The organism is Micromonospora sp. NBRC 107095 (genome assembly GCF_030269705.1).
GTDB classification, from domain to species: Bacteria; Actinomycetota; Actinomycetes; order Mycobacteriales; family Micromonosporaceae; genus Micromonospora; species Micromonospora parva.
In genome coordinates this window covers 317,839-341,082 of the sequence record NZ_BSTU01000007.1, presented here as the reverse complement: position 1 = coordinate 341,082, position 23,244 = coordinate 317,839, and the positions used below count along the sequence as shown (strand labels likewise).

Sequence of the window (23,244 nt, the reverse complement as noted above, 5' to 3'; positions counted from 1 at the left end):
TGGTCAGTGGTCCCGGACCAGGCGCGCGTACGCCCCGTCGCGGGCGACGAGCTGCTCGTGGGTGCCGCGCTCCACCTCCCGGCCGCCGTCCAGCACGACGATCAGGTCGCAGTCGCGCACCGTGGACAGGCGGTGGGCCACGATCAGGCAGGTGGCCCCACGCCGGCGCAGGTGCATGTCGATCCGGCGTTCGGTCTCGGCGTCCAGCGCGCTGGTGGCCTCGTCCAGCACCAGCACCCGGGGGTTGCGGACGAGTGCTCGGGCGATCTCCAGCCGCTGCCGCTGCCCACCCGAGAAGTTGCGGGCGTTCTCCCGCACCGGGCTGCCGAGACCGCCCGGGCGGGCCGCGACCTCGTCGTAGAGGCACGCGTCGGTCAGCGCGGTGACGACGTCGTCATCGGCGACTGTGAGGTCCCACATGGTGACGTTGTCCCGCACCGTCCCCTCGAACAGGCGTTGGTCCTGGTCCACCATGGCGACGGTGGCCGCCCAGAGACCGTCGTCGGCACCGGCCCGCTCCAGACCGTCCACAGTGACCTGCCCGCTCCAGGGCCGGTAGAGCCCGGCGACCAGCCTGCCGACCGTCGACTTGCCGCTGCCCGACCGCCCGACGAGCGCCACCCGGGCACCCGGCGGCAGGTCGAGGCTGAAGTTCTCCAGCAGTGGACGGCCCAACGGGTTGTAGCCGAAGGTGACCCCGTCGATGCGCAGGTGCCCCTCCATCGGGGCCACCGGACCGGCGGGTCGGTCCTGGACCGTGGGCAGTGGGTAGCGCTCCACGTCACGCAGCCGGTTGAGGTCGGCGCTCATGTCCTGCAACCGGGAGCCCAGCGCGGTCAGATTTCCCAACGGGCGGTTCATCGCCGCCGCCAGGCTCTGCATGCCGACCAGCACACCGACGCTCATCGACTCGGCCACCACCTGCCGGCTGCCCAACCCCAACAGCACCGCCGTGGTCGCCGAGGCGAGCAGCGCCGGCAGCACCGAGAGCACCGCGGTGGGCACCCCGAGCCGCTGCTGACGGGTGGCGACGGTGGCATGGCGCGCGGCGAACCGGGCCACCGCCCGTTCCTCCTCGCCGCCGGCCTTCACCGTCTCGATCATCTGAACCGTGGTGTACACGGTGGTGACCAGCTTGCTGCGGTCCGCCTGCAGGCCGACGACGGCGGTGGACCGGGTCGAGGCGACGTAGCGGAGCACGCTGACGTTCAGCCCGGCGAGGACCACCGCGCACAGTCCGAGCAGCAGGTCGTACTGGCAGAGCAGAGCCCCGTACGCCAGCACCAGGCCGGTGTCCACGACGGTGGTGGCCGTCCGGCGGGTGAGCACCTCGGCGACCACCTCGTTGCCGCGGACCCGCTGGCTGAGGTCGGCGGCCTGCCGCTGGTCGAAGAAGGTCGGCGGCAGCCGCAGCAGATGTCGGAAGAACCTGGCGGCGCTGGCGAGGGCGAGCGCCGTCTCCGCGCGTACGGTCAGGCGCTGCTGAAGCAGGCTGGCCAGGAAGGTCAGCACGGTGGCCACCGCCACCGCCGCCACCAGGCCGGCGAACGCGGCCCGATCCTCCTGCAGCAGCACCCGGTCGACGAAGACCTTGGCCATCACCGGGATGGTCAGACCGACCACGGCGATCAGCAGGCCCAGCAGCAGCATCTGCGCGATCGCCGAGCCCGGGCCGCGCCACCGCTCGGCCAGCGCCCGCACCAGCCGGTAGCGGGTGCCACCGGGCTGGAACTGCGGGCCGGGCTCCATGGTGAGCACGATGCCGGTGAAGGCGCCGTCGAACTCCTCCCAGCTCACCGCCCGAGGGCCGGTGGCCGGATCGTTGATGTGGACCTTACGGCCGAGCCCTTCCAGCACCACGAAGTGCTCGAACCGCCAGAACAGCACCGCCGGCAGCGCCACGGTGGCCAGGCCGGCCAGGTCCATCTGGAAACCCTTGGCCACCATGCCGTAGCGGCGGGCACCCTTGAGCACGGTGGCCGCGGTGGAGCCGTCCCGGCTGACCCCGCACACCCGGCGCAGCTCCTCCAGGGGCACGTGCCGACCGTGGTGCGCGAGCAGGATCCCCAGCGCGGCGGCACCGCACTCCACCGCCTCCATCTGGATCAGGGCGGGTGTGCGGACCCGGCGACGCCGGATCCTGGGCAGCTCCGGCGTGCCGCTGGCGGCTGTCGTCGGCGCGCTCATCGCCGCAGCAACCAGTCGATCGGGTGTTCCCGGTCCACTGTGAACCATGCGGTGACCTCGCTGGCCGAGTTGAGCTGGAACGGCGGCGGGGACTTGGTCCAGCGCAGGCCGCCCGGGGCGGCCGGGTCGGGTTCCAGGGCCACCGTCACCCGCACCACGCTGCCGCGGGCGAGCAGCCGCCGGACGTCCGGCCCGGTGCCCAGGAAGGCGCGCAGCGAGGCCTCGGTCTCCGGGAAAGCACCGACAGTGGTGACCTGGCCGGCCAGGGTGCCGAACACGTTGCGCGGCGCGGCCGCGGCAGCCACCTCGACGGAGACGCCGGGTTGCAGCAGCGGCGCGGCGACGGCGGGGGCGTAGACGACGGCCTGCAACGCGTCCCCGGCGGCGTCGAGCCGTTCCAGGTCGGCCAGGTGCGTCCCGGGGGTGACGATCTCGCCCTCCGAGACCAGCCAGGCGACGACGTACGCGTCACCCGGCGCCGTCTCCACCCGTACCTTGCCGTCGGTCGTGCGCAGGCTGTAGAGGGGCGTGCCCTTCGGCACCCGCTGGTGGGGTGCCGCCCACACCTTGGTCACCTGGCCGGCGTCGAGCGCGTCGAGCGCGGAGATCCCGTTCGAGTGGATCAGCACCCCGGCCGCCTCGACCGTCCGGGGCACCACGGTGCGTACGGACCAGACACCTGCGGCGACCACGACGATGACCAGTGCGGTGGTGGCCAGCCAGTTCGGCACGGTGGTCAGCCGGACCGCCCGGTCCAGTTGCTCGGGCGCCTCCAACTGGCGCAGCGCCTGCCGCCGGAACTTCATGGCCGACCCTCCCCGGCGGCCGGGCCGGTGGCGCGACGCGAGCCGAGCAGGAAGTCGGCCACGCTGGGCTCGACCAGCGGGTCGAGCCCGGACAGCTCGGCGAAGGCCTGCGAGTCTCCGGCGCCGAGGGCGCACGGCGCCAGCCCCATGGCGGTGGCGACGAGATACATCTGCTGGGTCAGCACACCCGCGTCCTTGAGAATCATGGCGTAGCTCATCCCTTCGTACTTCCACATGAGCCGCTGCACGCGGGCGGTGACGACCAGGACCGTCTGCGGCGGCCGGGGCAGCGCGCCGGACGCCCGGGCGTACGCCAGCAGCCGGTCGGCGGCCGTTCCCCAGGCGGCGACCGGCTCCAGCCGGTGCCCCACCGGGTCGTAGTGGTAGAGCCCGGGATCGAGCCCGGCGCAGCGCGCCACCAGCGGGTAGATCTCCAGTTCGTAGACGCCGCCACCACCCGGGTACGGCCGGTGGCCGACCTCCTGCCCGCCGGCCTCGCCGACGGCGGTGGTGTGCTGCGACCGGTACAGGAACTCCGCCAGCCGTTCCAGGGGCAGTGGCGCCGCGTCGTCGTGTTCGCGCACGCTGCGCCGGTCCGCGACGACCTGACTGAACGAGGGGTCCTCCTTGGCGATCGTCGCCAGGTCCGGCAGCGGCAGCTCGATCGCCCGACTCCCCTCGTACGGGCGACGCAGCGGTTGCGGGGTGAAGCGCTCCCGCATCCGGTAGGTGCCGCCCACCGGCAGCGCGTGCCGGCCGGCGCGGGAGCGGTGGTGCAGCCGCAGCTCCTCCGGCGACCAGTAGGCCAGCGGCGCCTCGTCGCATTCCGCCTCGAAATCGGCTTCGGTGACCAGGACCCGGGCGGTGGTCAACTCGTCGAGCACCCGGCCGGCGACATCCGGCGGCACGCCGAGCGTGCGGGCCACCGCGTCGGGTCCGACGCCCGGCACGGCGGCGGCCAGCACCGCGCCGAGGGCGGCGTCGGCGCAGCCGACGACGAGGGTGCTCAGCGCCGACGCGGCCACCAGCATGTCCCGGTCGTGCTGCAGGGTGGTGAAGCGGGAGAGCCGGTAGCGGACCCCCGGGGTGTGCGGGCGCGTCTCCGGCAGACTCCCCCGGCCCAGGCCGGTGGGCACCAGGTCGAGCAGCGGCCGATCGTCGACCTGGACGCGACGCTCCAACCAGGAGTGGGCGAGCAGACGGCGCAGCAGCAGCTGCGCGGGCAACACCCGGTTCTCCCCCTCCAGGCCGCTGATCAGCCGGCCGACCTCGACGTCGTTGACCCAGTCGGCGGCGAGCCGCAGCAGCAGCGCCCGCCGGCCCATGCCCGGTTGCTCCAGGCTGAGCTGGAATCGGGTTTGCCGCAGCGTCAGCGTGCCGTCCTCACCGATCCGCAGCTCCGCGTCACGGCGCAGCCGGTACGACTCCTGTATCGGCGGACCGCCGACGGAGCCGCTCATGACGGTCGCCGACCGACCGGGTTCACGACGGTGGTCATCCCCCACATCCTTCCCGCGGTCCCGGTGGGCCCGGGATCACCGGCTAGAAGAAGACGTTCAGCGGATTGGCTGACGTCTCGTCGACGGCCAGTGGGCTCCGGCCAAGGTGGGCCGGCACGTCCCACAGCCGGCCGGGACCGAGTCGACGCCAGAAGTGCCGCAGGCCCGGAACGACGACTTTCACCACCGCCAGGTCGACGTCCGGTCGGGACTGGTCGACGACGATCACCTCCAGGCCGGCCTGCTCGGCCCGGCGTACGCACCACCGCACGTCGTCACCGACGTCGCCGGTGGTCAGCGGCGGGTGGTCCGCCGCGGTGCGCGGCGGCCGGCTGGGATCCGGGGCCAGCCACAGCTGGTCGGCCACCCGCACGGTGCCGAACCAGCGCGCGGTGTCCGGATCGTCGACGCCGTACCGGTTGCGCTCGGAGTCGGGGCCGGCGATGGCGGGCAGGAACTGGTTCACTTCGGTCAGCGCCCGGGTCAGCGCGACCCGCGCGTCCAGGTGCGCGCCGAAGCCGACCAGGACGTCCTCCGGCCCCCGGTCGACGCGACGGGACACCGCCGCGAACGTGGGTACGCCCAGGTCGGCGGTCAGGTCGAGGGCCCACAGTTCGCGGCCGAGGGCGGTGGCGTGATGGTCGACGCAGGCGGCCGTCCACGGGTCGGCGAACGAGGCCAGGTCCACCCCGGGCATCCGGGAGCGGTGGTACCACCACAGGGCCACGCTGTCTCGCTCCACGAGTTCGCAGAAGCCCTGCAGGATCGCGTCGGACAGGTTGCCTCCGGCCGCGCAGCCGTTCGAGTCGGCCGAGCACACCCCCAGCCCGGTCAGCTCCGGATGCCCGTACCAGCAGTGCGCCGCGGGCAGCTCGCGCGGTGTCTGCCGGGTCAGCGACCAACCCGTGGTCCAGTCCAGCTCCACCTCGTCGGGCAGTGGGCGGGGAACACGGTGCAGGTGGCCCAGGTCGCGGTTGAGCCGGTGCCGGTCGGCGTACTGGCGTTCCGAGAACAGCAGCAGCTCCCGCAGGTGCACCGCGCGGTCCGGGCCGAGCTGCCGGTAGGTCGCCCGGTGTACGGGCCGGTCGCCGCGCCACACCCCGCAGTAGCGCTCCACCGCCTCCCCGAGCGCGCTCATCCGGGCCTGCAGGTCGGTCCGGCCCTTGCCGCCGCTCTGCCCGCGCAGGTTGCGGCGCAACGCGGCGAGCTGGCGGGGTTGGGCGAAGTTGTGCCCGGCCGAGTAGGTGTGGGTGACGCCGTTGTCGGTCGCCTCCAGCGGGGTCAGCCGGCTGACCACGCCCAGGTACCGGCTGACGTGGTGGACGAGCGCGGCGTACGCCTCGGCGGGTTGCCTGGTGCGGGAGTCGACGGTCCGGCTGGGCTGGGCGCCGCTCGGCGGCAGGTCGATCCGCGCCTCGGCCTTGCGGACGAGGTCCGGGTCGCCGCAGGCGGGGCACTGCGGCTGACGTACCAGTTGGTGGCTCTCCGTGCTCAGGTCCCGGGTGTCCACTGCGACCATCCGGCCGGTGAGGCGGGGCGACGCGCCCCGGATGGCGAGCACCGCGAGTTCGGCGGCGAGCAGCCCGGCCGCCATGGTGGCCAGGCCGGGCAGTACCGCACGGCCGGGCTGCGGCAGCGGACCGGCCAGGTCCTGCCCGTCGAGGAAGGCGTTCACCTGTTCGTTCTCCTGCCAGCGTTGCCGCAGGCAGGCCCAGCAGCCGGTGCGGCCCGGCACGAGGTGCGGGCCGAGGAAGACGACGTTGCCGTGCGGCCGGGCCAGGGTCCACGCGCGACCGGCGGCGAGGTGCCGGTCGTTGATCAGCGCCAGCCGCGGGTCGAGCATCGACGACGGCAGCACCAGCACCTGGTCGGTGGCCGGGCCGGGGTCCGGCGCGTCCGGCCCGACCACCGTCGGGGCGAGTCCGAGGGCGCGCAGCGCGTCGGCGGTCTCGGCCACCCGGGGCGCGCCCAGGTCCACGATGGTGACCGCTCCCCCGACCATCCACCGCCGTGCGGCGTCGGGCGGGACACCCCGGGCGTCCCAGCCTGCGGCCTCGGCCGGCGTGCTGTGCGCCGGGCCGGACGCCAGCAGGCCGTGGTCGCGCAGCCGGGCGAGGGCCGCGGCGACGGCGGCGACCGGGTGCCGGGTGGCCAGCCGCGCCACCACGTCGGCCAGCGGCGCGGCACCGTCGAGCTGGTCGGCCAGGTCCGCGGCGACCGGGTCGTCGATGAGCAGGCTGCGGGTCTCCCCCAACACCACCAGCGGGCCGTCGGGCAGCCGCACCGGCACGTAGTCCGTTCGGAAGCGCGGACGCCACATATGGGTTCCTCCCGGGCCTGGTGGCCGGACCGAGCGGGGCCCGCCCCGATCACGGCTGCTGCCATCGTCGCGGTCCGGTGCGCCCCGATCCGAGCGATGCCACCGGTTTCTGCCGTCGCCGGTGCCGTGGCAGCGGGGCGGCCGGGTCAGCCGGCGGTGACTGTCAACGCGGTGTCGTTGAGCCCCAGCACCGAGGTGCCGACGGTCTGCGCCGGCACGAGCAGCGCGAAGGTCTCCACCCGGGTGACCCGGATCGACTTTCCGCTGACCGCCGTGCGATGACCGGTGGCGATCAGGTCCGGGCTCTGCGGTTCCAGTCGGACGGTCGCCGGACCGCCCGGCGCCGGACTCAGCGTGTCGGTGGCGTGGATCGTCAGAAAGGTGAGCGTGCCGGTCGGCACGGCGACCGCGCAGTCGGACCACTGGGCCTGGTCCATCGTCCGCCGCACCGCCCCGCCGACACCGGCGAGCTGCTGCCCGTACACCTCCCAACCGCCGGCGAACTGGCCGTCGAGCAGCGGACTCGACGCGACGAGGGAACGGTTGCCCGTCGTGGACCCGATGCTGCGGGCGAACACCTCGGCGGCGAGGGCCCGGCGACTGGTCTCGTCCAGGGCCGCGCCGCCCGCGGTGGCCGGCCGGCCGTCGATGCTGCGAGCCACCACCAGCGAGGGTTGGGTGACCTGAACGTTGTGGCTGAGCTTCCACTGGCCATCGGCACCGCGCACGAACTGGCTGACGTCGGTGGGAGCCAGTTCCGATCCGGTCAGCCGGAGCGTGGCGGTGGCGAGGAAACAGGACGGTTCGCCGGGTGGCACCGCGAAGGCCGGGTTGATGTGCTGAAAGGACGGTTGGGCACGCTGGTTGTACTCGGCCCGCCGCACCGCGGCGATGCTGAGGTCCAGCGAGGGCGACACCTCCTGGGTCCGCAGCGCCTCGACGTCACCGGCCACCGAGGCGGCCGAGTCGGCCTGGTCGAAGGCGGTGAGCACCAGCGCGGCCCGGTCCCGACCGAACGCGGTCGAGTCGTGGGGCGCCGGGGTGGCCGCGTCCACCGGCTCGCCACCACAGCCGGTCAGCACCAGCAGCGCCACCGTGGCGGCGGCGAACGGGATCGCCGGCACCGGCGCGGCGAGGGTACGCGGGTTCCTGACGGACCTTCTGCGCAGCATCTCGTCCTCCATCCACCACCGGCGCACGGGAATCGCACCCGGATGCAGTCGAGTATGTGAGCGGCGGTCGGGCTACGACGGCGGCGGCGCTGCCTCGTGCTGCCCGGCCTGTCGACGTTGCACGAAACGACGTCATCCGGCCCGGGTCGTGGTCACCGATCGGTGTCATCGAGCCGAGCGACCCAGGCGACCAGAGCCGATCGGGAGGCGACGCCCGCCTTGCGATAGATGCGGGTCAGGTGCGCCTCCACCGTGCGGGGGCTGATGTTCAGCTGCCGGCCGATCAGTCGGCTGGTGGCCCCGGTCGCCGCCAGACGGGCTATGTGCCACTCCCGGTCGGTCAGGGCGGCGACCTCGCGCGGACCGACCGGACGGGCCAGTCGCAGGCCGACCCGTTCCGTTGCGCACCACCCGGCCAGTTCCAACGCCCGGCGGCGGGCCCGCGCCGCCAGGGCGGTCTGGTCGGCGGCTTCCGCCGCCCGGGCCAGGGAGGCCAGCGCAAGGCTGCGCCGCAGCACCATCCCACCGGTACGGAACAGGTCAGCAGCGGTCTGAAGGTGCGGCAGCGCCGCCCGGAACTCGCCGCGGGCGAGCAGCACCTCGCCGTACGCCGACTCGGCGAAGCCCCGCTGCCCACGCAGACCCACCTGGTCCGCCTCGGTCATTGCCAGCCGCGCCTGCCGCTCGGCGTCAGCCACCTCGCCGGCGGCGAGCGCGGCGGCGCACAGCAGTTCGTACCACCGGGGCCGCAGGGACGTCTGGAGCCGGCTCAGTCGGTTGTCGCCGCCGGCCGAGAGCACCAGCTCGACACAGGTTCCCGGATCGCCCGACAGCAGCGCCGCGGTCGCCAACGCCGTCGCGGCGGTACGACCGCACCAGGTGGTGAGGTCGGTGGCGATGCCGACGGCGCTGCGGGCCAGCGCCACCGCCCGGTCGTCGTCCTGAGGGCCACCCCGCCACGCCGTCGCCTCCGCCTCGAACGCCAGGGCGAAGCTCAGCAGGTGGTGACTGCCGATGCGCCGGGCAACGATGCCGGCCTCGGTGGCCAGTGCGATGGCGGTGTTCAGCTGCCCGCCGTGGTAGGCCACCTGGCTACGTCCGAGCAGCAGCTGGCACAGCCCGTCGTCGCGGTGCGAGGCGCGGACGAGCGTCAGCCCGCGGTCGAGGTGCCGTGCGGCATCGGCCTGCCGTTCGAGGTACAGCTCACTCAGACCGAGCGCGGTGAAGCAGTCGGGGTGGTCGCGCATGTCCCGGTCCGGCAGCGCGTCGACGATCCGGGTACCGGCATCGAGCAGGCCCCGGGCGTCGTCGAGCGAGCCGTCGTGGGCGGCGGCCAGGCTGCTGACAGCCAGCAGGCTGGCCCGGTCCGCTCCGGAGCCGCCGAGGTCACCAGCGAGCATGTCGGGTACCCCGGTCACGGGGTGCCCGGCCAGGATGCCGGCGACGCCGATCTCGGTGGCGAGTCGGTAAGCGCCGGCGGGTCCGGCACCGGCTGGCAGGGCGGCCAGTTCCCGCCGACTGATGGCCGCCGCCTCCGCGTAGTTGCCGAGCAGACGTTCCACCCGCGCCCAGAGAGCCACTGCCCGCGCCCGCCGTCCGTCCGGGTCGGCGGGGAACAGCGGCACGATCTCCTGGAGCAGGGCCCTGCTCTCGGCGAGATCGCCCGTCTCCCCGGTGATCTGGGCCAACGCGAGCGACACGTCCTGGCGACGTCGGGTGAGCCCGGCGGTCGGTCGCAACGCACACAGCGCCAGCCGCAGCCAGCGGATGGCCAGGTCCGGCGTCTCGCGCCGGACCTCCTGCGCGGCCCGGCAGAGCACGGTGACGCAGCGGTCGGCCCAGCCACCGTTCGGCAGGGAGAGCAGGCGTTCCGCGTAGCGGGCCCGGTCCGTTGGTGGTGCACCCAGTTCGACGAGCGCGGTGAGCGCGCGCACACACGCCTTCACCTGCCACGCCGGGTCGGTGTCCTGGGCGACCGCCATCCGCAGCACCGGGTGCCGGAAGGCGAACCGTCCCGTTCCGGGTACCCGGCGGACCAGGTCCAGCCGGGCCAACCGCCAACTGGCCTCGACCGCCGCCGACGGCGGGACCTGCGCGACCTCGGCGAGCAGGTCCGTGCTGAAGGGCGCGTCGACGATCGCCCCGGCCCGCAGGCAGGTCAGCTCCACGGGGGGCAGGTCCACCCACTCGCGGCGCAGCACGGCCACCGCCGCGTCGGTCAGTCGGGCGCCCTGTGCTTCCCGGATCGGGTCCGCGCTGGTCGAGGTGGGGCCGCTGGGCAGCACCGCGAGGTAACCGGGGTTGCCGCCGCTCAGGTCGTACCGGGCGCGCAGCTCCGCCTGGTCGACGTGGGGGTGCAGGAGCCCGACCTCGGCGACGCTGAGCGGGTGCAGTTCGATCCGATCGTGTGACGTCGGGTCCGCGTCGGCGTGCTCGGCGGGAACCGGTGGCCCGAAGGGCATCGGGGTCGCCATCTGCCGCGGGCGGTAGACCAGGACGAGCAGCAGCGGGGCGGGCACCGGATATCGCAGCAGGTGGGCGATCAGACCGGTGGAGGAGGCATCCGCCCAGTGCAGGTCGTCGAGGACCAGCACCAGACCGTCTCGGGCCGCCAGACCGATCAGCCTGCGGGCCAGCTGGTAGGTCCGGAACCGCCGGGCGTCCGACGCTCGCGCCGGCGCGGTTGGCACCGCCGCGACCGACTCCGCCCAGGTCTCCTCGGTGGGCCGCCCGGCACGCACCTCGTGGCGGAGTGACTGTCCCTCGCTGAAGGCGTGTCGGAACACGTGGAACGGGACTCCTCGTTCGTCCGGCGAACAGGTCCCGACGGCCCAGGGGATGGTGGGCCCGCACCGCTGCAGAGCCTCGTGGACGAACCGGGTCTTGCCGATGCCCGGCTCTCCGACCACCTCGCAAACCATTTGCCACCGTCGGCTCAGCACAGTCGCCTGGGCTCTCCCGATACGTGCCAACTGTGGTCGCCGCCCGACGAAGCGCGGGCTCAATGATGCGCTTTCCAGCCCAGGTGTCATCACGCAGACCAGACGCCTTCCGGCACACTCAAGGGGAATTGACCGCACTATACCCAAGCACCGCTGAATGTCGAAACATACCGATGCGAGCCGCGCCCATTCCAACAGATGGCGTCGCGGTGCAGGTTCTTTCCGACATCACCTCACAAGCCGCAGAAAAGGACCGGTGGCCAGAAGCGCGGAACAATGTCCCGGAAACCCCTACATCACCCACGACCTGCCGGTCTCGGGCTGCGGCCGCCAACGACCCGCGACGGCTGCCGAGCTGTGCAGCGACCGCCCGGACACCTGGTCAATCGAACGGAGGGCCACGTCTAATCTGATATCACCACGATCATGGCCGGCTATGGTGAATCACCCTAAGCGGTCATATTCCTGCCTTCGCCTTCAACCCTGACGTCCGTCCCACTTGGTGAACCGTCGGCGCGGGTTCCACTGCGGACAAATGGCTGGAATGCCGCGTCCAAAATTGGCCACGGGTCACCGGCGTTCAACATGCGATCCGCAACATGCAGACGCAGCACGAACGGCGGAAAGCCGCAGGCAATCCAGCCCGCGAAAAACGCGCCGAGCACCTCTTCAGTGCGCCACCTTCACCGCCGGCGAACGAACTGGCCACCGGACGGACGGGGTGCGACATCCTCCAATCCCGAGATCATCGAGACGAGCGGACCATGGTGAGGCCGAAGACGCCGGCGGTAGCGTGAGGCCGATCCGTGCCACGCCTCAAGGAGCCGACGGTGGAAGACGCCATCCAGCTGATCAGCGACGGCGATGGCCTGGCGGTCATCGGGCATCCGGCGACTGTCGATCGTTTCCTCACCGCGGAGCGACTGTCGTCGAAAGACCTCGGGCTGCAGCGACTCAGTTCCACCCTCCGTACCGGATCCACCATCGCCAAGGCCGGTGCCGAGATCGCCGACCACTCCGGCCGCTGGGTCCGGTTGACTGCGGAGTCCGCCGAGGCGATGAAGAAGTACAACCTCATGACGGGCTCGGAGAGCGGTGTCAGCCGCGCCGTACTGACCGACCACGGCAAGATCACCGGCCTGCTCGAAGTGGTTCGGACCCCAAGCGCGATGCTGACCAACCCGGCGATCCTGACCGGAGCCGCCGGACTCATGGCGCAGCTCGCAATGCAACAGACCATGGAGGAGATCACCGACTATCTCGCCGTGATCGACGCGAAGGTCGACGCCGTCCTGCGCGCTCAGACCGACGCCGTGGTGGCGGACATGATCGGAGTGGAGTTCGTCATCGACGAAGCCCTGACCATCCGCGAGCGGGTGGGCCGGGTCTCCGAGGTCACCTGGTCGAAGGTGCAGGCCACGCCGGTGCCGCTGGCCAGAACCCAGGTGTACGCGTTGCGACAGCTCGACGCCATCACCGAAAAGCTCGAGACCCAAACCAAGGTTGGTGACCTGGCCAAGACAGTCAAGGAGGCCGAGAGCAAGGTTCAGGAGTGGCTAGCCGTCCTGGCCCGCTGCTTCCAACTCCAGGACGCGGTCGCCGTGCTCGAACTCGACCGGGTGCTGGACACGTCCCCGGGAGAGCTGGAGGAGCATCGCATCGCCATCCGGGCCGCCCGGCGCAACCGCCTCGACCTCATTTCGCGCAGCACGTCGCGCCTGATGTCCCGGATGGACGCTGCCGCCGGCACTGCCAACGCGAAGGTGCTGCTGAACCCGAGTACATCCCGCGCCGTGGTGCATTCGACCAACCACGTGGCGACCACCGTCGTTGACTTTCGCGGGCGGCTCGGCCTCGAACGCGACCGACGGTCGTGGGATGCCAGGCGGTGGCTGGACGCTGCCGTGGAAGTGCGCGACAAGGTCCTCGAGACGGGGACCGAGGTACGCGACAAGGTCCTCGACACCGGAACCGGGGTGGGAGGGAAGGTGCTGGAGACCGGGGCGGAGGGTGTAGGCGTCGCCAGTCGTTTCGGGGTGGCGGCCTTCGGCCGGGCCAGATCGATGATGGGCAAGGCCTCCGGCGAGATCGCGGAGCGGACGCAGCGCCAGTTGGGGAGCAGAGAGGAACCCTAATCGGCGGATGCTGTCGATCCCTGGTGCGAGCATTCCACGCACCCCCGCTGCCCTCCTGACTTCTTCTGCCGACCTGCCGCGATTACATGGACGATTCAGTCCATCGGAGCCTGATCGCGTCGAGGCCCGTCAGATCACATGCACCGCCGTGACGGACGGCCGTCGCTGCTGAGCGCACTCACGGACCGTGAGCAACGTTTGCCGCCAGCCGCCATCTCGGCTTACTATGGACGAGATGGTCCAATTACTGGTGTCGCGATCATGCGGCCACTGCTCTGGGAGGGGCGCATGGCAGTGATTTCACGCGGTTTCGGTGGCCGTCGCCGCGACGACACCGATCTTCCGCCCGGCCAGTACCGCACCGACGACTTTCCGGTGCTGTCGGCGGGACCCACACCGCGCATCGGGCTCGACACGTGGGAGCTCGCCGTCGTCACCGAGATCGGCGAGCGGAGCACGTGGTCATGGGCGGAGTTCACCGCCCTTCCCGCCGACGAGACGACCGTCGACATCCACTGCGTCACGCACTGGTCGAAGCTCGGCACGCGTTGGCGGGGCGTCTCGGTAGACACGTTGCTGGCCGATGTCGAGACCTCGGCCGAGTACGTCGTGGCCCACTCCTACGGCGGCTACACCACGAACATTCCGCTTGAGGACCTTCTCGACGGCCAGGCCTGGGTGGCGTACGAGTTCGACGGCGAGCCGCTGGCCGCGGTGCACGGCGGTCCGGCCCGCCTCCTCGTTCCGCACCTGTACTTCTGGAAGAGCGCGAAGTGGCTGCGCGCCCTGGAACTACGTCATGACGATGAGCCTGGGTTCTGGGAGACGGCCGGCTACCACAACTACGGTGACCCGTGGCGCGAGCAACGCTACCTGGCGGACTGACCTGGCGACCGGCGACCGTCGCGGCCACCAGGGCGGAGACCGCGACGGCGCGGACGGTGGTCCTCGACGTCGACGGCTGGGCAGGTCACGTGCCGGGCCAGCACGTCGACGTTCGATTGACGGCTCCTGACGGTTACACGGCACAACGCAGCTACTCGATCTCGTCCGCCCCGGGACCGGGCCGGCTCGAGGTGACAGTCCAGACGGTGATCGACGGTGAGGTCTCGCCGTACCTCGTCGATGTCGCGGAACCGGGTGACCATCTCGAGATCCGTGGGCCGCTCGGTGGCTGGTTCGTGCGCCGACCCACCGATCCGCGCCCGGCGTTGTTGATCGGCGGCGGATCCGGCGTGGCGCCGCTGATGTCGATGGTACGGGCGGCGACGGCTCCCACCAGGCTGCTCTACTCGACCCGATCCCCGTCGGATGCGCTGTTCACGGCGGATCTCACCACCGCGGAAGCCGCAGAAGCCGGTCTAGTCGCCGTCACCCGCGTCTATACCCGGGTCGCGCCCCCCGGCTGGCCGGCCCAACCTCGACGACTGGACGCGGACACCCTGGCCCGCGTCGCATGGCCCCACGACGCCGACGCCGTCGCGTTCGTCTGCGGGCCCACCGGATTCGTCGAGACCGTGGCCGACCTTCTCGTCACCATCGGCCACAACCCCTCGACCATTCGCACCGAACGCTTCGGACCCAGCAAGGGACCGAGATTCGAACAATTGCGACGAAGCGAGATTCGGGAGACACCATGGCGAACAACGCCGAGGACATGATCGCGTTGACCAACGCCGAGCAGGACTGGGGCGCCTCGAACCTGCCGCCCGCCGGCCAGGAGGACCTCGTCATCACCAACAACAGCGCAGGCGGCATCTACGAGGCCACGGTAGGGGGCCGGACAGCGGCAGGGCTCGTCTACAGCACCGCCGGGAACCGCGTCATCCTGTCGGCGACATCCGTGTTCCCCGAGTTCCGGGGGAAGGGGGTGGCGAGCAGGCTTCTCGGCGGCGTCCTCGACGAGCTGCGCGGGCAGGGGAAGACCGTTGCCGTGACGTGTCCGTTCGCGGCAGCGTTCGTCGATGCTCATCCGGAGTACGCCGACGTGCTGGACCCGACATTCCGGTCACACCCCGGCCAGCGAGGGCACTGAACACGCGTCGGGACGCTGAACGCGTCCCGACCGCTCTCCCCCGAGGTCCTTAGGCGCGAACGCGGATGACCGTCTTGCCGGTGGCCCGTTCGGTCGGGTTGAGGGCGGCGACGGCGTCGTCGAGGTCCGCGACCTTGCCGATGTTCGTCAGCAGTCGCCCGTCCCGTACCCGCTGGACGATCTCACCCAGTTGGGTGCGATCAGACGTCACGACGAAGTCGATCGTCAGGGCGTCCGCGGGCCGCACCTCGGGCGGCCCGACGACGGACACCAGGGTTCCGCCGGCGCGAATCAGGCCTGCCGAACGCCGCCCGATGTCGCCACCGATGACGTCAAAAACCAGATCGATTCCACCGACATCTTCGAGGACGTCGTTCTCAAGGTCGACGAACTCCTGGGCGCCGAAGTCGAGCGCCCGCTGCCGGTCGGCGGCGCGCCCGGTACCGATGACGTAGGTGCCGAACTCACGGGCGAGCTGCGTCACCATCGAACCGACAGCGCCGGCCGCGCCGTGCACGAGGACGCTCTGCCCCGCCTGGAGGCGGCCGTGCTCGAAGAGTCCCTGCCAAGCGGTCAGGCCAGAGATCGGCAGGCTCGCGCCCACCGTGAAGTCGACGTCGCCGGGCAACGGTGCGAGGTTGCGCGCCTCGACCGCCACGTACTCCGCCAGGGTGCCGTCGCGGCTCCAGTCAGTGAGGCCGAAGACCCGCTGCCCCACTGACAGCCCCGTCGTGCCGTACCCGAGTGCGCTGACCACTCCGGCCAGTTCGTGCCCGGGTATCGACGGCGTCCGGTCCCGGCCGAGGCGATCGGTCCAGGTCGAGGGCCACGTCAGCTCGGTTGGCACGAATCCCGACGCGTGAACCTGGACGACGACGTCGTTGATGGCCGCGACCGGCTCAGGCCGCTCCATCACCGTCATTCCGGCCGTTCCCGCGGCCTCGTCGGTCACCACGATCGCCTTCATCAGATACCTCCTGGTATTCAGCCCTCGCCGCACTGCCACGAGAAGCACTGTTCGTTCCCAGCACCGGCGGCGCCACGCCTCGGCGTCGCGTCAGAGCACGGCGACCGGTAGCGACCGGGCGCGGTGGGGTGTCGGCGGGGACGCCTGTCGACCTCGATGCCGACGGGCGAGCCGGGCAGCTCGTCGGCCGTCCCGAACCTAGCTGCGGCAAAACTGGTCTGTCAAGTCCAGTATTTGGCTGCCTGGCCGGCGCCGAAGCCGCAGTAATTGCAGCTCAGAGCCATCGCAAGGAAACCCGCCCCAGCAGGCATGGATTCTTGCTTGGACTACGCCGTCCAGATGTGACGACGGCTGCGGGAATACGGCCGACCCGGAGATTGTCTGTACCTGCGTGTCCAGGTGCGCTCCGCCTGGGCTCCGCAGCTGAGGCCACGAAGGGAGAGCTGTGCACCAGCAGACCCAGTACCACAGAAACCCGGAGGCCGTTTCGCGGCTCAACCCGGAGCAGTACCGGGTAACCCAGCAGGACGGCACCGAGCGACCGTTCGCCAACGCCTACTGGGACAACCATGAACCCGGCATCTACGTCGACGTCGTGTCCGGCGAGCCGCTGTTCGCATCTGTCGACAAGTACGACAGCAACTCCGGCTGGCCGAGCTTCACCCGGCCGATCGCCAGGACGAACGTCGTCGAGCGCCACGACTCCAGCCACGGAATGATTCGGACCGAGGCCCGCTCGCTGCACGGGAACAGCCACCTCGGCCACGTCTTCAATGACGGTCCCCCCGAGAAGGGCGGACTGCGCTACTGCATCAACTCGGCGTCGCTGCGGTTCATCCACCGCGACGACCTGGAAAACGCAGGGTACGGCGAATACCGCACCCTGTTCACGAGCGACACCAACACGGGCACGACATCAGCCAAGGAGACGATGTGAACACCGAGAAGGCAATCCTCGCCGGCGGCTGCTTCTGGGGCATGGAGGAGTTGTTCCGTCGCCAGCCCGGCGTCGTGTCGACGCGCGTCGGGTACAGCGGCGGCGACGTCCCGAACGCCACCTACCGCAACCACGGCACCCACGCGGAGTCCATCGAGGTCGTCTACGACACCGACAAGACCGACTTCCGCGCGCTGCTGGAGTTCTTCTTCCAGATCCACGACCCGTCGACGAAGAACCGCCAGGGCAACGACATCGGCACCAGTTACCGCTCGGCGATCTTCTACACCGACGACGAGCAGAAGCGGGTCGCCGAGGACACGATCGCCGATGTCGACGCCTCGGGCCTGTGGCCCGGCAAGGTCGTCACCGAGGTCACCGCGGCAGGAGACTTCTGGGAGGCCGAGCCGGAGCACCAGAACTACCTGCAGACCTACCCCAACGGGTACACCTGCCACTTCCCCCGCCCGGGATGGAAGCTGCCGAAGCGGGCGACTGCCTGACACCTTCGGCGCGCGGACCCAAGGGTCCGCGCGCCGGGCCGGTCGAGGTGAGAAACCCGGATGGGTTGGGGCTCCCGCCGGAGCGCCGCGTACGAGACGTCGCCACACAAGACCGGAGACCTGGGACTAAATGGTCCATGTAAGCTGCCAAATAGAATGTCTGGCGACGTGGGAACACGTTCATCGAGACACCACCAGGTGAATGCCGCGTGACACGGCATGGACTCGACGGTCCCATTCGCACGGGATTATCTGGCGCGCTGGATACACTTGACAGATGAGCGACGAGCAGGTGGCTGCGCCGACGAATAGGCGGAGGATCAGCCAACGGGGCATTGCGACCCGAGAGCGGATCCTCGACGCAGCGAACCGGCTGATGCTCGTGCGCGGAGTGAACGCGACGACCCTCGACGACATCCGCGAGGCAAGCCAGACGAGCAAGTCCCAGCTCTACCACCACTTCGCCGACAAGCAGGAACTCGTGCGCGCCTTGGTCAAGTATCGAGGCGCGCTCGTGCTTCAGCGTGAGCGCGCGGGGCTCGAACGACTCAGATCGTTCTCCGGGTTGGTCCGGTGGCGCAACGCGCTGGTCCAGGCCAACTCACTGAACAACGGCAAATACGGGTGCGGCCTCGGGTCGATGGCCCTCGAGCTGTCCGATCAAGATGAGCAGGCCCGATCGTCGCTGTCGGAGACGTTCGCGGCATGGGAAAAGCTGATCAGTGATGGTCTGCACCGAATGCGGGACAGTGGTCTCCTGCGCCAGGACGCCGACCCGGAAAAATTGGCCACGGGGTTGATGGGCGCGTTGCAAGGCGGCTACCTGCTGGCGAACGCCGCGCACGACGTCGCACCCATGGAAGTCGCACTGGACATGGCGCTGGACCACATCAAATCGTTCCTCGTGCAGCCGCCCGGTGAACCGACCCGTTAATGGGCCCCATCAGTGGCGATGAGGCTGCTCGCGGTGGGCGCGAGCAGCCGGAGGTCAATGGGAGCGTCATCGTGAGAGCGAGGCGCTCCATCTTGCAGCAAACCGCCGACGGCAGGATTGATTCCGCCGTCGATCGACGCTGACTCCCGCCCGGCCGGCATCTAGTTGCAGCCGCCAGACCACAGGGACCTCCTGGTCCGGTTGAAGCGTTGGCACTGATCAGTCCGGTCCGGGACACGATGGCACATTCCACTCATCAGCCCAGCTGAGCCGCCCGGATATCGAGGTTCACCCGCCGAAGGGCGGCTCAGGGTTGAACGGCCGATTGGACTATCCGGTGCACAGTGTCGAGCCGGCACGGGCTTGTCCTATCCCCGTGCTCTAATCCCGTCATGCATGTCGTCGTCTGCGGCGCACTCGTCAGAAACGGCGCGGTCCTGCTGGTCCACCGCAGCCCGACCCGCCGGGCGTACCCGGACCTGTGGGACCTGCCCGGAGGACACGTCGACGCCGGCGAGTCGGAGCTCCAGGCCCTCGCGCGTGAGATGCACGAGGAGCTCGGGGTGCACATCGCGGCGCAGTCCTCGTCACGGGTGGGCGACCTGCGTGCCGGCAGCGGCGAGGACGCCGTCCACGTGGGCGTCTGGCACATCGCAGACTGGGTCGGCTCCCCCACCAACCGGGCACCCGAGGAGCATGACGCCATCGCCTGGATCACGCTCAGCCAGATGGCCGAGCTTCCGCTCGTGTTCGACACCCTGCCGGCGTTGCTCCGATCGCTGCCGGAGCCCGGACACCACAGCCAGACGTGTTGAACGTCCAACTCATCGGCTGCCGCATCACGAACACGAAGGGGCCAGGGCGGGAGCGGGCCGTGGACAGCTCTCTGCGCCGCACGAGTGACGGACATTGTCGAGCTTCGATTAATTCGCCGTTGTGTCTGGCGGGTTTCCGGGGGACTGTCCTACCGTCAACACATGGTCTCCCGTCGATCTGTTCTGCGAGCGGTGCCACTTGCGGCTGCCGCCCTCACCGCCGCCCCACATCATTCCCGTTGGCTTGACCCGTCGTCGACCTCGACGGATGCGGCCCGCGTACCAGCGGACCCGGCCACGATGCAGGCCGCCGCCGCCGCGGTTCGCGGCTTCACGGCCGACCTCTACCGCACACTGGCCTCGACTGAGGCTGGCGGAAATGTGGTGTGCGCACCGTACTCGGTCGGGCTCGCGCTCGCGATGACCCGGGCGGGCGCCCGCTCGACGACGGCCGACGAGATGGACGCCGTACTCCACGCGCCGCATCCGCGCCCCAGCGCGCTCGACAGCGGGCTCAACACCGTCGATCAGGCGCTCGCCGAGCGCTACCAGAACGGGGACGGAACAAAGCAGCCTCGGCTGACCACCGCCAACGCGCTGTGGACACGACTCGACCTGTGCCTGCGGCCCGGGTTCCGGGACACTCTGGCCGGCTACTACGGCGCCGCGCCGCATCCGGTCGACTTCGGCGGCAACCCGGAGGGGGCCCGCCAGGAGATCAACACCTGGGTGTCCGATCGGACCAACGCGAAGATCCCGGAGTTGTTGCTGCCCGACGGCGTCAGCCCCGACACCCGCCTGATCCTCACCAACGCGATCTACCTCATGGCAGCGTGGAAGTACCCGTTCACCCCCACCGCCACGATGGTGGAGCCGTTCACCCGGGATGACGGCAGCGTCGTCGACGTCTCGATCATGCGCGGGCCGTTCGACCGGATGGGCTACCTCGAGGGCGACGGTTGGCGCGCGGTCGACGTGCCGTACGCGGGCGACGGGCTCGCCATGGCCATCGTCATGCCGACCCGGGGCGACCTCGCCGCGGTCGAGGCGAACCTCGACGCCACCTGGCTGGGCGCGTTGCTGACCGGGTTCCAGGTCACCGACGTCGAACTACGCCTGCCCCGATGGAGGTTCCGCCTGCCGGCCGAACTGGGAGCCGCGCTGGGCAGCCTCGGCATGCCCACGGCATTCACCGCACAGGCCGACTTCACCGGCATGAGCACCGAACCGTCCCTGTGCATCGACGACGTGGTGCACGAGACGTTCATCGCGGTGGACGAGAAGGGCACCGAAGCCGCGGCCGCGACGGCCGTCATCGTCCGGCCGCCGTCGATTCCGCAAGGGCCGGAGTTCTTTGTGGACCGACCGTTCCTGTACGTCATTCACGACCGGCTCACCGGCGTGCCGCTGTTCCTCGGCCGGGTCCACGACCCCCTGGTCACCGGCCCAGCCTGACCGAACTACCGGTAGCCGTGACCGAGGAAGCACGACAGCAGTTGCCTGAACTCCTGCGGGTGTTCGATCGCCGGCACGTGCCCGCACCGGCCGAACACGTGCAGGCGGACGTCGGTCAGGTGTTCGAGCAGGGGCTGGGTTGCCGTTTCGAGTGGGGTGATGCGGTCCTGGGCACCGTGCACGAGCAGCACGGGCGCGCTGATCGCCGCCAGCGTTCGCGCCGAGAGGGTGAGGTCGTCGACCCATCGCGCCCGGGGTGGGGGGAACAACGACGCGAAGGCCGCCTCCCCCGCTCGCATCGCGGCCGCCCGTGCGTCGACGGCCGATTCGGTCACGAGCGCCTGGTCGAGGACGAGGCGACTCAGCATGTCTCGTGCCCCGAGCGGGCCGGCGGGGGCGGCCCAGATCGCGTCGAGTCCAGCGGACAGCGGCGCGCCGGGGGCGCCCATCGTCGCGACCGCCACGACACGGGTGACCTGTCGGGGGCGCGCGGCCGCCAACGCCAGCGCCACGGCACCACCCATGGAGTGACCCACCACGGCGTAGTGCTCGATACCGAGAGCGTCCATCAGGCCCGCGGCCTGCTCCGTCCACAGACGAAGCCCGCCCGTGGAGCCCGCCGGGACGGGTGTACGGCCGAACCCCGCCTGGTCGGGAGCCACGACGTGCCAGGACGTGTCGAGCGCCTGCGCCGTCGCTGCCCAGGCGCCGGACCCGGTCGTGCCGGGTCCGGAGCCGTGCAGCATCAGCACTGCGGGTCCGGCGCCGCTCTCCAGGACGTGGACCGGGGAACCGTCGACCGTGACGGTCCGAAGTGCCGTCACCGGCACAAGCCAGCTGCGCTCATGCCGATGCGGGGTTGACGGACTTCGAGAAGACCTCCATCATCGCCCGCCCGAACTGCGGCATGTCGGGCCAGCCCCGGCAGGAGACGAGGTTGCCGTCCACGACGTCGGGAGCGTCGATGACGGTCGCGCCGGCGTTCTCCATGTCACCGGTGATGGGCGGGAAACACGCCGTCTTGCGGCCCTTCAGCAGCCCGTACACCGCTGGCACCTGCGCGCCGTGGCACACCAGCGCGATGGGGAGGTTGCGGGCGAAGAAGTGCTCGGTGATGCGCCTGACATCGGCGTCGACCCGGATCCATTCGGGGGCACGGCCGCCGGGGATGATGAGGGCGTCGTAGCGCTCGACGTCGACGTCGGCCCAGGGCACGTCGACCGGCAGCTTCCGGCCGTTCTTTTCCACGTAGGCGTCGGAGTTGGGGTCGAACTCGTGGATGACCAGTTGCACGTCACGCATCGTCCGTGACGAGACGTCCACGTCCCAGCCGCCCTCCTGCACGCGGTAGTAGGGATACATGGTGTCGAGTTCCTCGGCGGCGTCGCCGGTCAGCAGCAGCGCTCTGGGCACCTGCTTCTCCTCGCGTCTGGGGGCGGGTGAGGTGGTGGATCCCATCGAATCCAATCCGATCCGATTGGGCTAGCATTCCCCGGCCCGGCCCGCCCGTCAAGCGTCTGCCGCCATCCCGTCCGCGTCCCTGACGCCGTCGAACAGTCGCCGGAAACGCTCGCCGGAGCGCAGGATGTGCCGACGCATCGCGTAGGCGGCGGCGTCGGGGTCACGCGCGGCGATCGCGGCCACCACGTCCTCGTGCTCGGCCATCGCCAAGTGCGTGACCTGGGTGTCGTGGTGGAGCCGGAAGAGGTGCACGTGGCTGTGCAGGCGAGCGAGCGCTTCACGGATGACCTGGTTCTCCGCGCTCAGGGCGACGAGATCGTGGAAGGCGGCATCGCGCAGCCCGAAGGCCCCGTACGCCGTTGGCCCGTTGCCCCCTTCCAACTCCGCCATCTCCTCCAGCATTCGTCGCAGACCGGCCACCTGCTCCGAGGTCGCGCGTTCGGCGGATCTGCGCGCCGCCGCCGGTTCGAGCAGCAGGCGGACCTCGAGCATGTCCTCGAATCGCTGGCGGGTGATGTGCGGAGGGATGCGGTAGCCGGCATGGGGCACCCGCACGACCAGACCCTCGGCCTCCATGCGGTTCAGCGCGTCCCGGATCGGCGTCTGCGAGACCCCCAGCTCTCGCGCCAGGACGTCGATCGTGACGCGGGAGCCGGCCTCGATCCGTAGCGACATCAGCTGTCCGAGCAGCGTGTCGTACACCTCGTCGGCAAGCCGGCCGCCAGATCTGCCCGGCGGCGTTCCGCCTGCGACGGCCCTACGGCCCCGCGCGGTCATCGCTTCGTCGTCCATCGTGACGTGAGGTCCTTTCTTGCGCCTTCGGGAACCTGTTGACATCAGTCACAACGCTGCGACATGCTGACGCCCCCACCAGATCGTATAGGAAAAGCGCTGGATGATCTTCATCCCGCGCCATCGCGGAACCGTCCGCCATCGCACCTGTGACGCCAGCCCGCGGGTCGGCACCCCGCGACAGCCCGGCGGCGACACGCCTGAGCAACCCGTAACTGCACGGCGAAGCACATAGCGAGGCCTTAGAAGTCCCCACCCCAGAAAGCAGGCCATAAGATGCGATA

At 70.6% G+C, this 23,244-nt stretch carries 19 protein-coding genes; 9 read left to right on the top strand and 10 right to left on the bottom strand.

Going from position 1 to position 23,244, the window contains the following annotated elements:
* Nucleotides 1–3: 3 nt before the first annotated feature.
* The 6 genes from QSK15_RS29910 to QSK15_RS29885 form a co-directional block, all read right to left on the bottom strand.
* Nucleotides 4–2,187 (bottom strand): NHLP family bacteriocin export ABC transporter peptidase/permease/ATPase subunit, encoded by a 2,184-nt coding sequence (locus tag QSK15_RS29910; RefSeq protein ID WP_285797384.1) that lies wholly within the window; start codon nt 2,185–2,187, stop codon nt 4–6.
* The gene (locus tag QSK15_RS29905) at nt 2,184–2,993 is read right to left on the bottom strand and encodes an HlyD family efflux transporter periplasmic adaptor subunit (protein WP_285797383.1); all 810 of its coding nucleotides are present in this window, start codon (nt 2,991–2,993) and stop codon (nt 2,184–2,186) included. Before QSK15_RS29905 ends, QSK15_RS29910 begins: the two co-directional genes overlap by 4 nt.
* Nucleotides 2,990–4,453: a SagB/ThcOx family dehydrogenase gene (locus QSK15_RS29900; RefSeq protein ID WP_285797382.1), complete on the bottom strand. Its 1,464-nt coding sequence runs from the start codon at nt 4,451–4,453 to the stop codon at nt 2,990–2,992. Before QSK15_RS29900 ends, QSK15_RS29905 begins: the two co-directional genes overlap by 4 nt.
* A gap of 82 nt (nt 4,454–4,535) precedes the next feature.
* On the bottom strand, nt 4,536–6,812 hold the full coding sequence (locus QSK15_RS29895; protein ID WP_285797381.1) for a TOMM precursor leader peptide-binding protein: 2,277 nt from the start codon (nt 6,810–6,812) through the stop codon (nt 4,536–4,538).
* Nucleotides 6,813–6,958: 146 nt separating this feature from the next.
* Complete coding sequence (locus tag QSK15_RS29890; RefSeq protein ID WP_285797380.1) at nt 6,959–7,984, bottom strand: hypothetical protein; 1,026 nt, start codon at nt 7,982–7,984, stop codon at nt 6,959–6,961.
* 152 nt (nt 7,985–8,136) lie between these two features.
* Nucleotides 8,137–11,016: an ATP-binding protein gene (locus QSK15_RS29885; protein WP_285797379.1), complete on the bottom strand. Its 2,880-nt coding sequence runs from the start codon at nt 11,014–11,016 to the stop codon at nt 8,137–8,139.
* Between the two features lie 740 nt (nt 11,017–11,756).
* On the opposite strand from QSK15_RS29885, the gene QSK15_RS29880 reads away from it, so the two are divergent.
* The 4 genes from QSK15_RS29880 to QSK15_RS29865 all read left to right on the top strand — a co-directional run bounded on the left by QSK15_RS29880 (nt 11,757) and on the right by QSK15_RS29865 (nt 15,096).
* Complete coding sequence (locus tag QSK15_RS29880) at nt 11,757–13,061, top strand: hypothetical protein (RefSeq protein WP_285797378.1); 1,305 nt, start codon at nt 11,757–11,759, stop codon at nt 13,059–13,061.
* Between the two features lie 288 nt (nt 13,062–13,349).
* The gene (locus tag QSK15_RS29875; protein ID WP_285797377.1) at nt 13,350–13,946 is read left to right on the top strand and encodes a sulfite oxidase-like oxidoreductase; all 597 of its coding nucleotides are present in this window, start codon (nt 13,350–13,352) and stop codon (nt 13,944–13,946) included.
* The gene (locus QSK15_RS29870; RefSeq protein WP_502889659.1) at nt 13,916–14,722 is read left to right on the top strand and encodes an FAD-binding oxidoreductase; all 807 of its coding nucleotides are present in this window, start codon (nt 13,916–13,918) and stop codon (nt 14,720–14,722) included. The genes QSK15_RS29875 and QSK15_RS29870 overlap by 31 nt, the downstream gene beginning before the upstream one ends.
* A complete protein-coding gene (locus tag QSK15_RS29865; protein WP_285797375.1) occupies nt 14,698–15,096 on the top strand; it encodes a GNAT family N-acetyltransferase in 399 nt (132 codons plus the stop codon). The genes QSK15_RS29870 and QSK15_RS29865 overlap by 25 nt, the downstream gene beginning before the upstream one ends.
* 49 nt (nt 15,097–15,145) lie before the next feature.
* Here the strand turns inward: QSK15_RS29865 and QSK15_RS29860 are convergent, their stop codons facing one another.
* Entirely contained in the window at nt 15,146–16,063 is a 918-nt protein-coding gene (locus QSK15_RS29860; protein ID WP_352232240.1) for an NADP-dependent oxidoreductase, read from the bottom strand.
* Nucleotides 16,064–16,508: 445 nt separating this feature from the next.
* Between QSK15_RS29860 and msrB the strand changes: the two genes are divergently transcribed.
* From msrB to QSK15_RS29835, 5 genes are all read left to right on the top strand, one after another.
* A complete protein-coding gene (gene msrB / locus QSK15_RS29855) occupies nt 16,509–17,000 on the top strand; it encodes a peptide-methionine (R)-S-oxide reductase MsrB (protein ID WP_285797373.1) in 492 nt (163 codons plus the stop codon).
* Complete coding sequence (msrA, locus tag QSK15_RS29850) at nt 16,997–17,503, top strand: peptide-methionine (S)-S-oxide reductase MsrA (protein WP_285797372.1); 507 nt, start codon at nt 16,997–16,999, stop codon at nt 17,501–17,503. Before msrB ends, msrA begins: the two co-directional genes overlap by 4 nt.
* A 277-nt stretch (nt 17,504–17,780) precedes the next feature.
* Nucleotides 17,781–18,437 (top strand): TetR/AcrR family transcriptional regulator, encoded by a 657-nt coding sequence (locus tag QSK15_RS29845; protein WP_285797371.1) that lies wholly within the window; start codon nt 17,781–17,783, stop codon nt 18,435–18,437.
* A gap of 392 nt (nt 18,438–18,829) precedes the next feature.
* Nucleotides 18,830–19,252, top strand: a complete 423-nt coding sequence (locus QSK15_RS29840; protein WP_285797370.1) for an NUDIX domain-containing protein — start codon at nt 18,830–18,832, stop codon at nt 19,250–19,252.
* Nucleotides 19,253–19,336: 84 nt separating this feature from the next.
* On the top strand, nt 19,337–20,707 hold the full coding sequence (locus tag QSK15_RS29835; RefSeq protein WP_285797369.1) for a serpin family protein: 1,371 nt from the start codon (nt 19,337–19,339) through the stop codon (nt 20,705–20,707).
* 5 nt (nt 20,708–20,712) lie between these two features.
* On the opposite strand, the gene QSK15_RS29830 is transcribed toward QSK15_RS29835, so the two are convergent.
* The 3 genes from QSK15_RS29830 to QSK15_RS29820 all read right to left on the bottom strand — a co-directional run bounded on the left by QSK15_RS29830 (nt 20,713) and on the right by QSK15_RS29820 (nt 22,960).
* A complete protein-coding gene (locus QSK15_RS29830) occupies nt 20,713–21,531 on the bottom strand; it encodes an alpha/beta fold hydrolase (RefSeq protein WP_285797368.1) in 819 nt (272 codons plus the stop codon).
* A gap of 19 nt (nt 21,532–21,550) precedes the next feature.
* Nucleotides 21,551–22,120: a DJ-1/PfpI family protein gene (locus tag QSK15_RS29825; RefSeq protein ID WP_210857678.1), complete on the bottom strand. Its 570-nt coding sequence runs from the start codon at nt 22,118–22,120 to the stop codon at nt 21,551–21,553.
* A gap of 96 nt (nt 22,121–22,216) precedes the next feature.
* A complete protein-coding gene (locus QSK15_RS29820) occupies nt 22,217–22,960 on the bottom strand; it encodes a GntR family transcriptional regulator (protein WP_285797367.1) in 744 nt (247 codons plus the stop codon).
* Nucleotides 22,961–23,244: the final 284 nt, after the last annotated feature.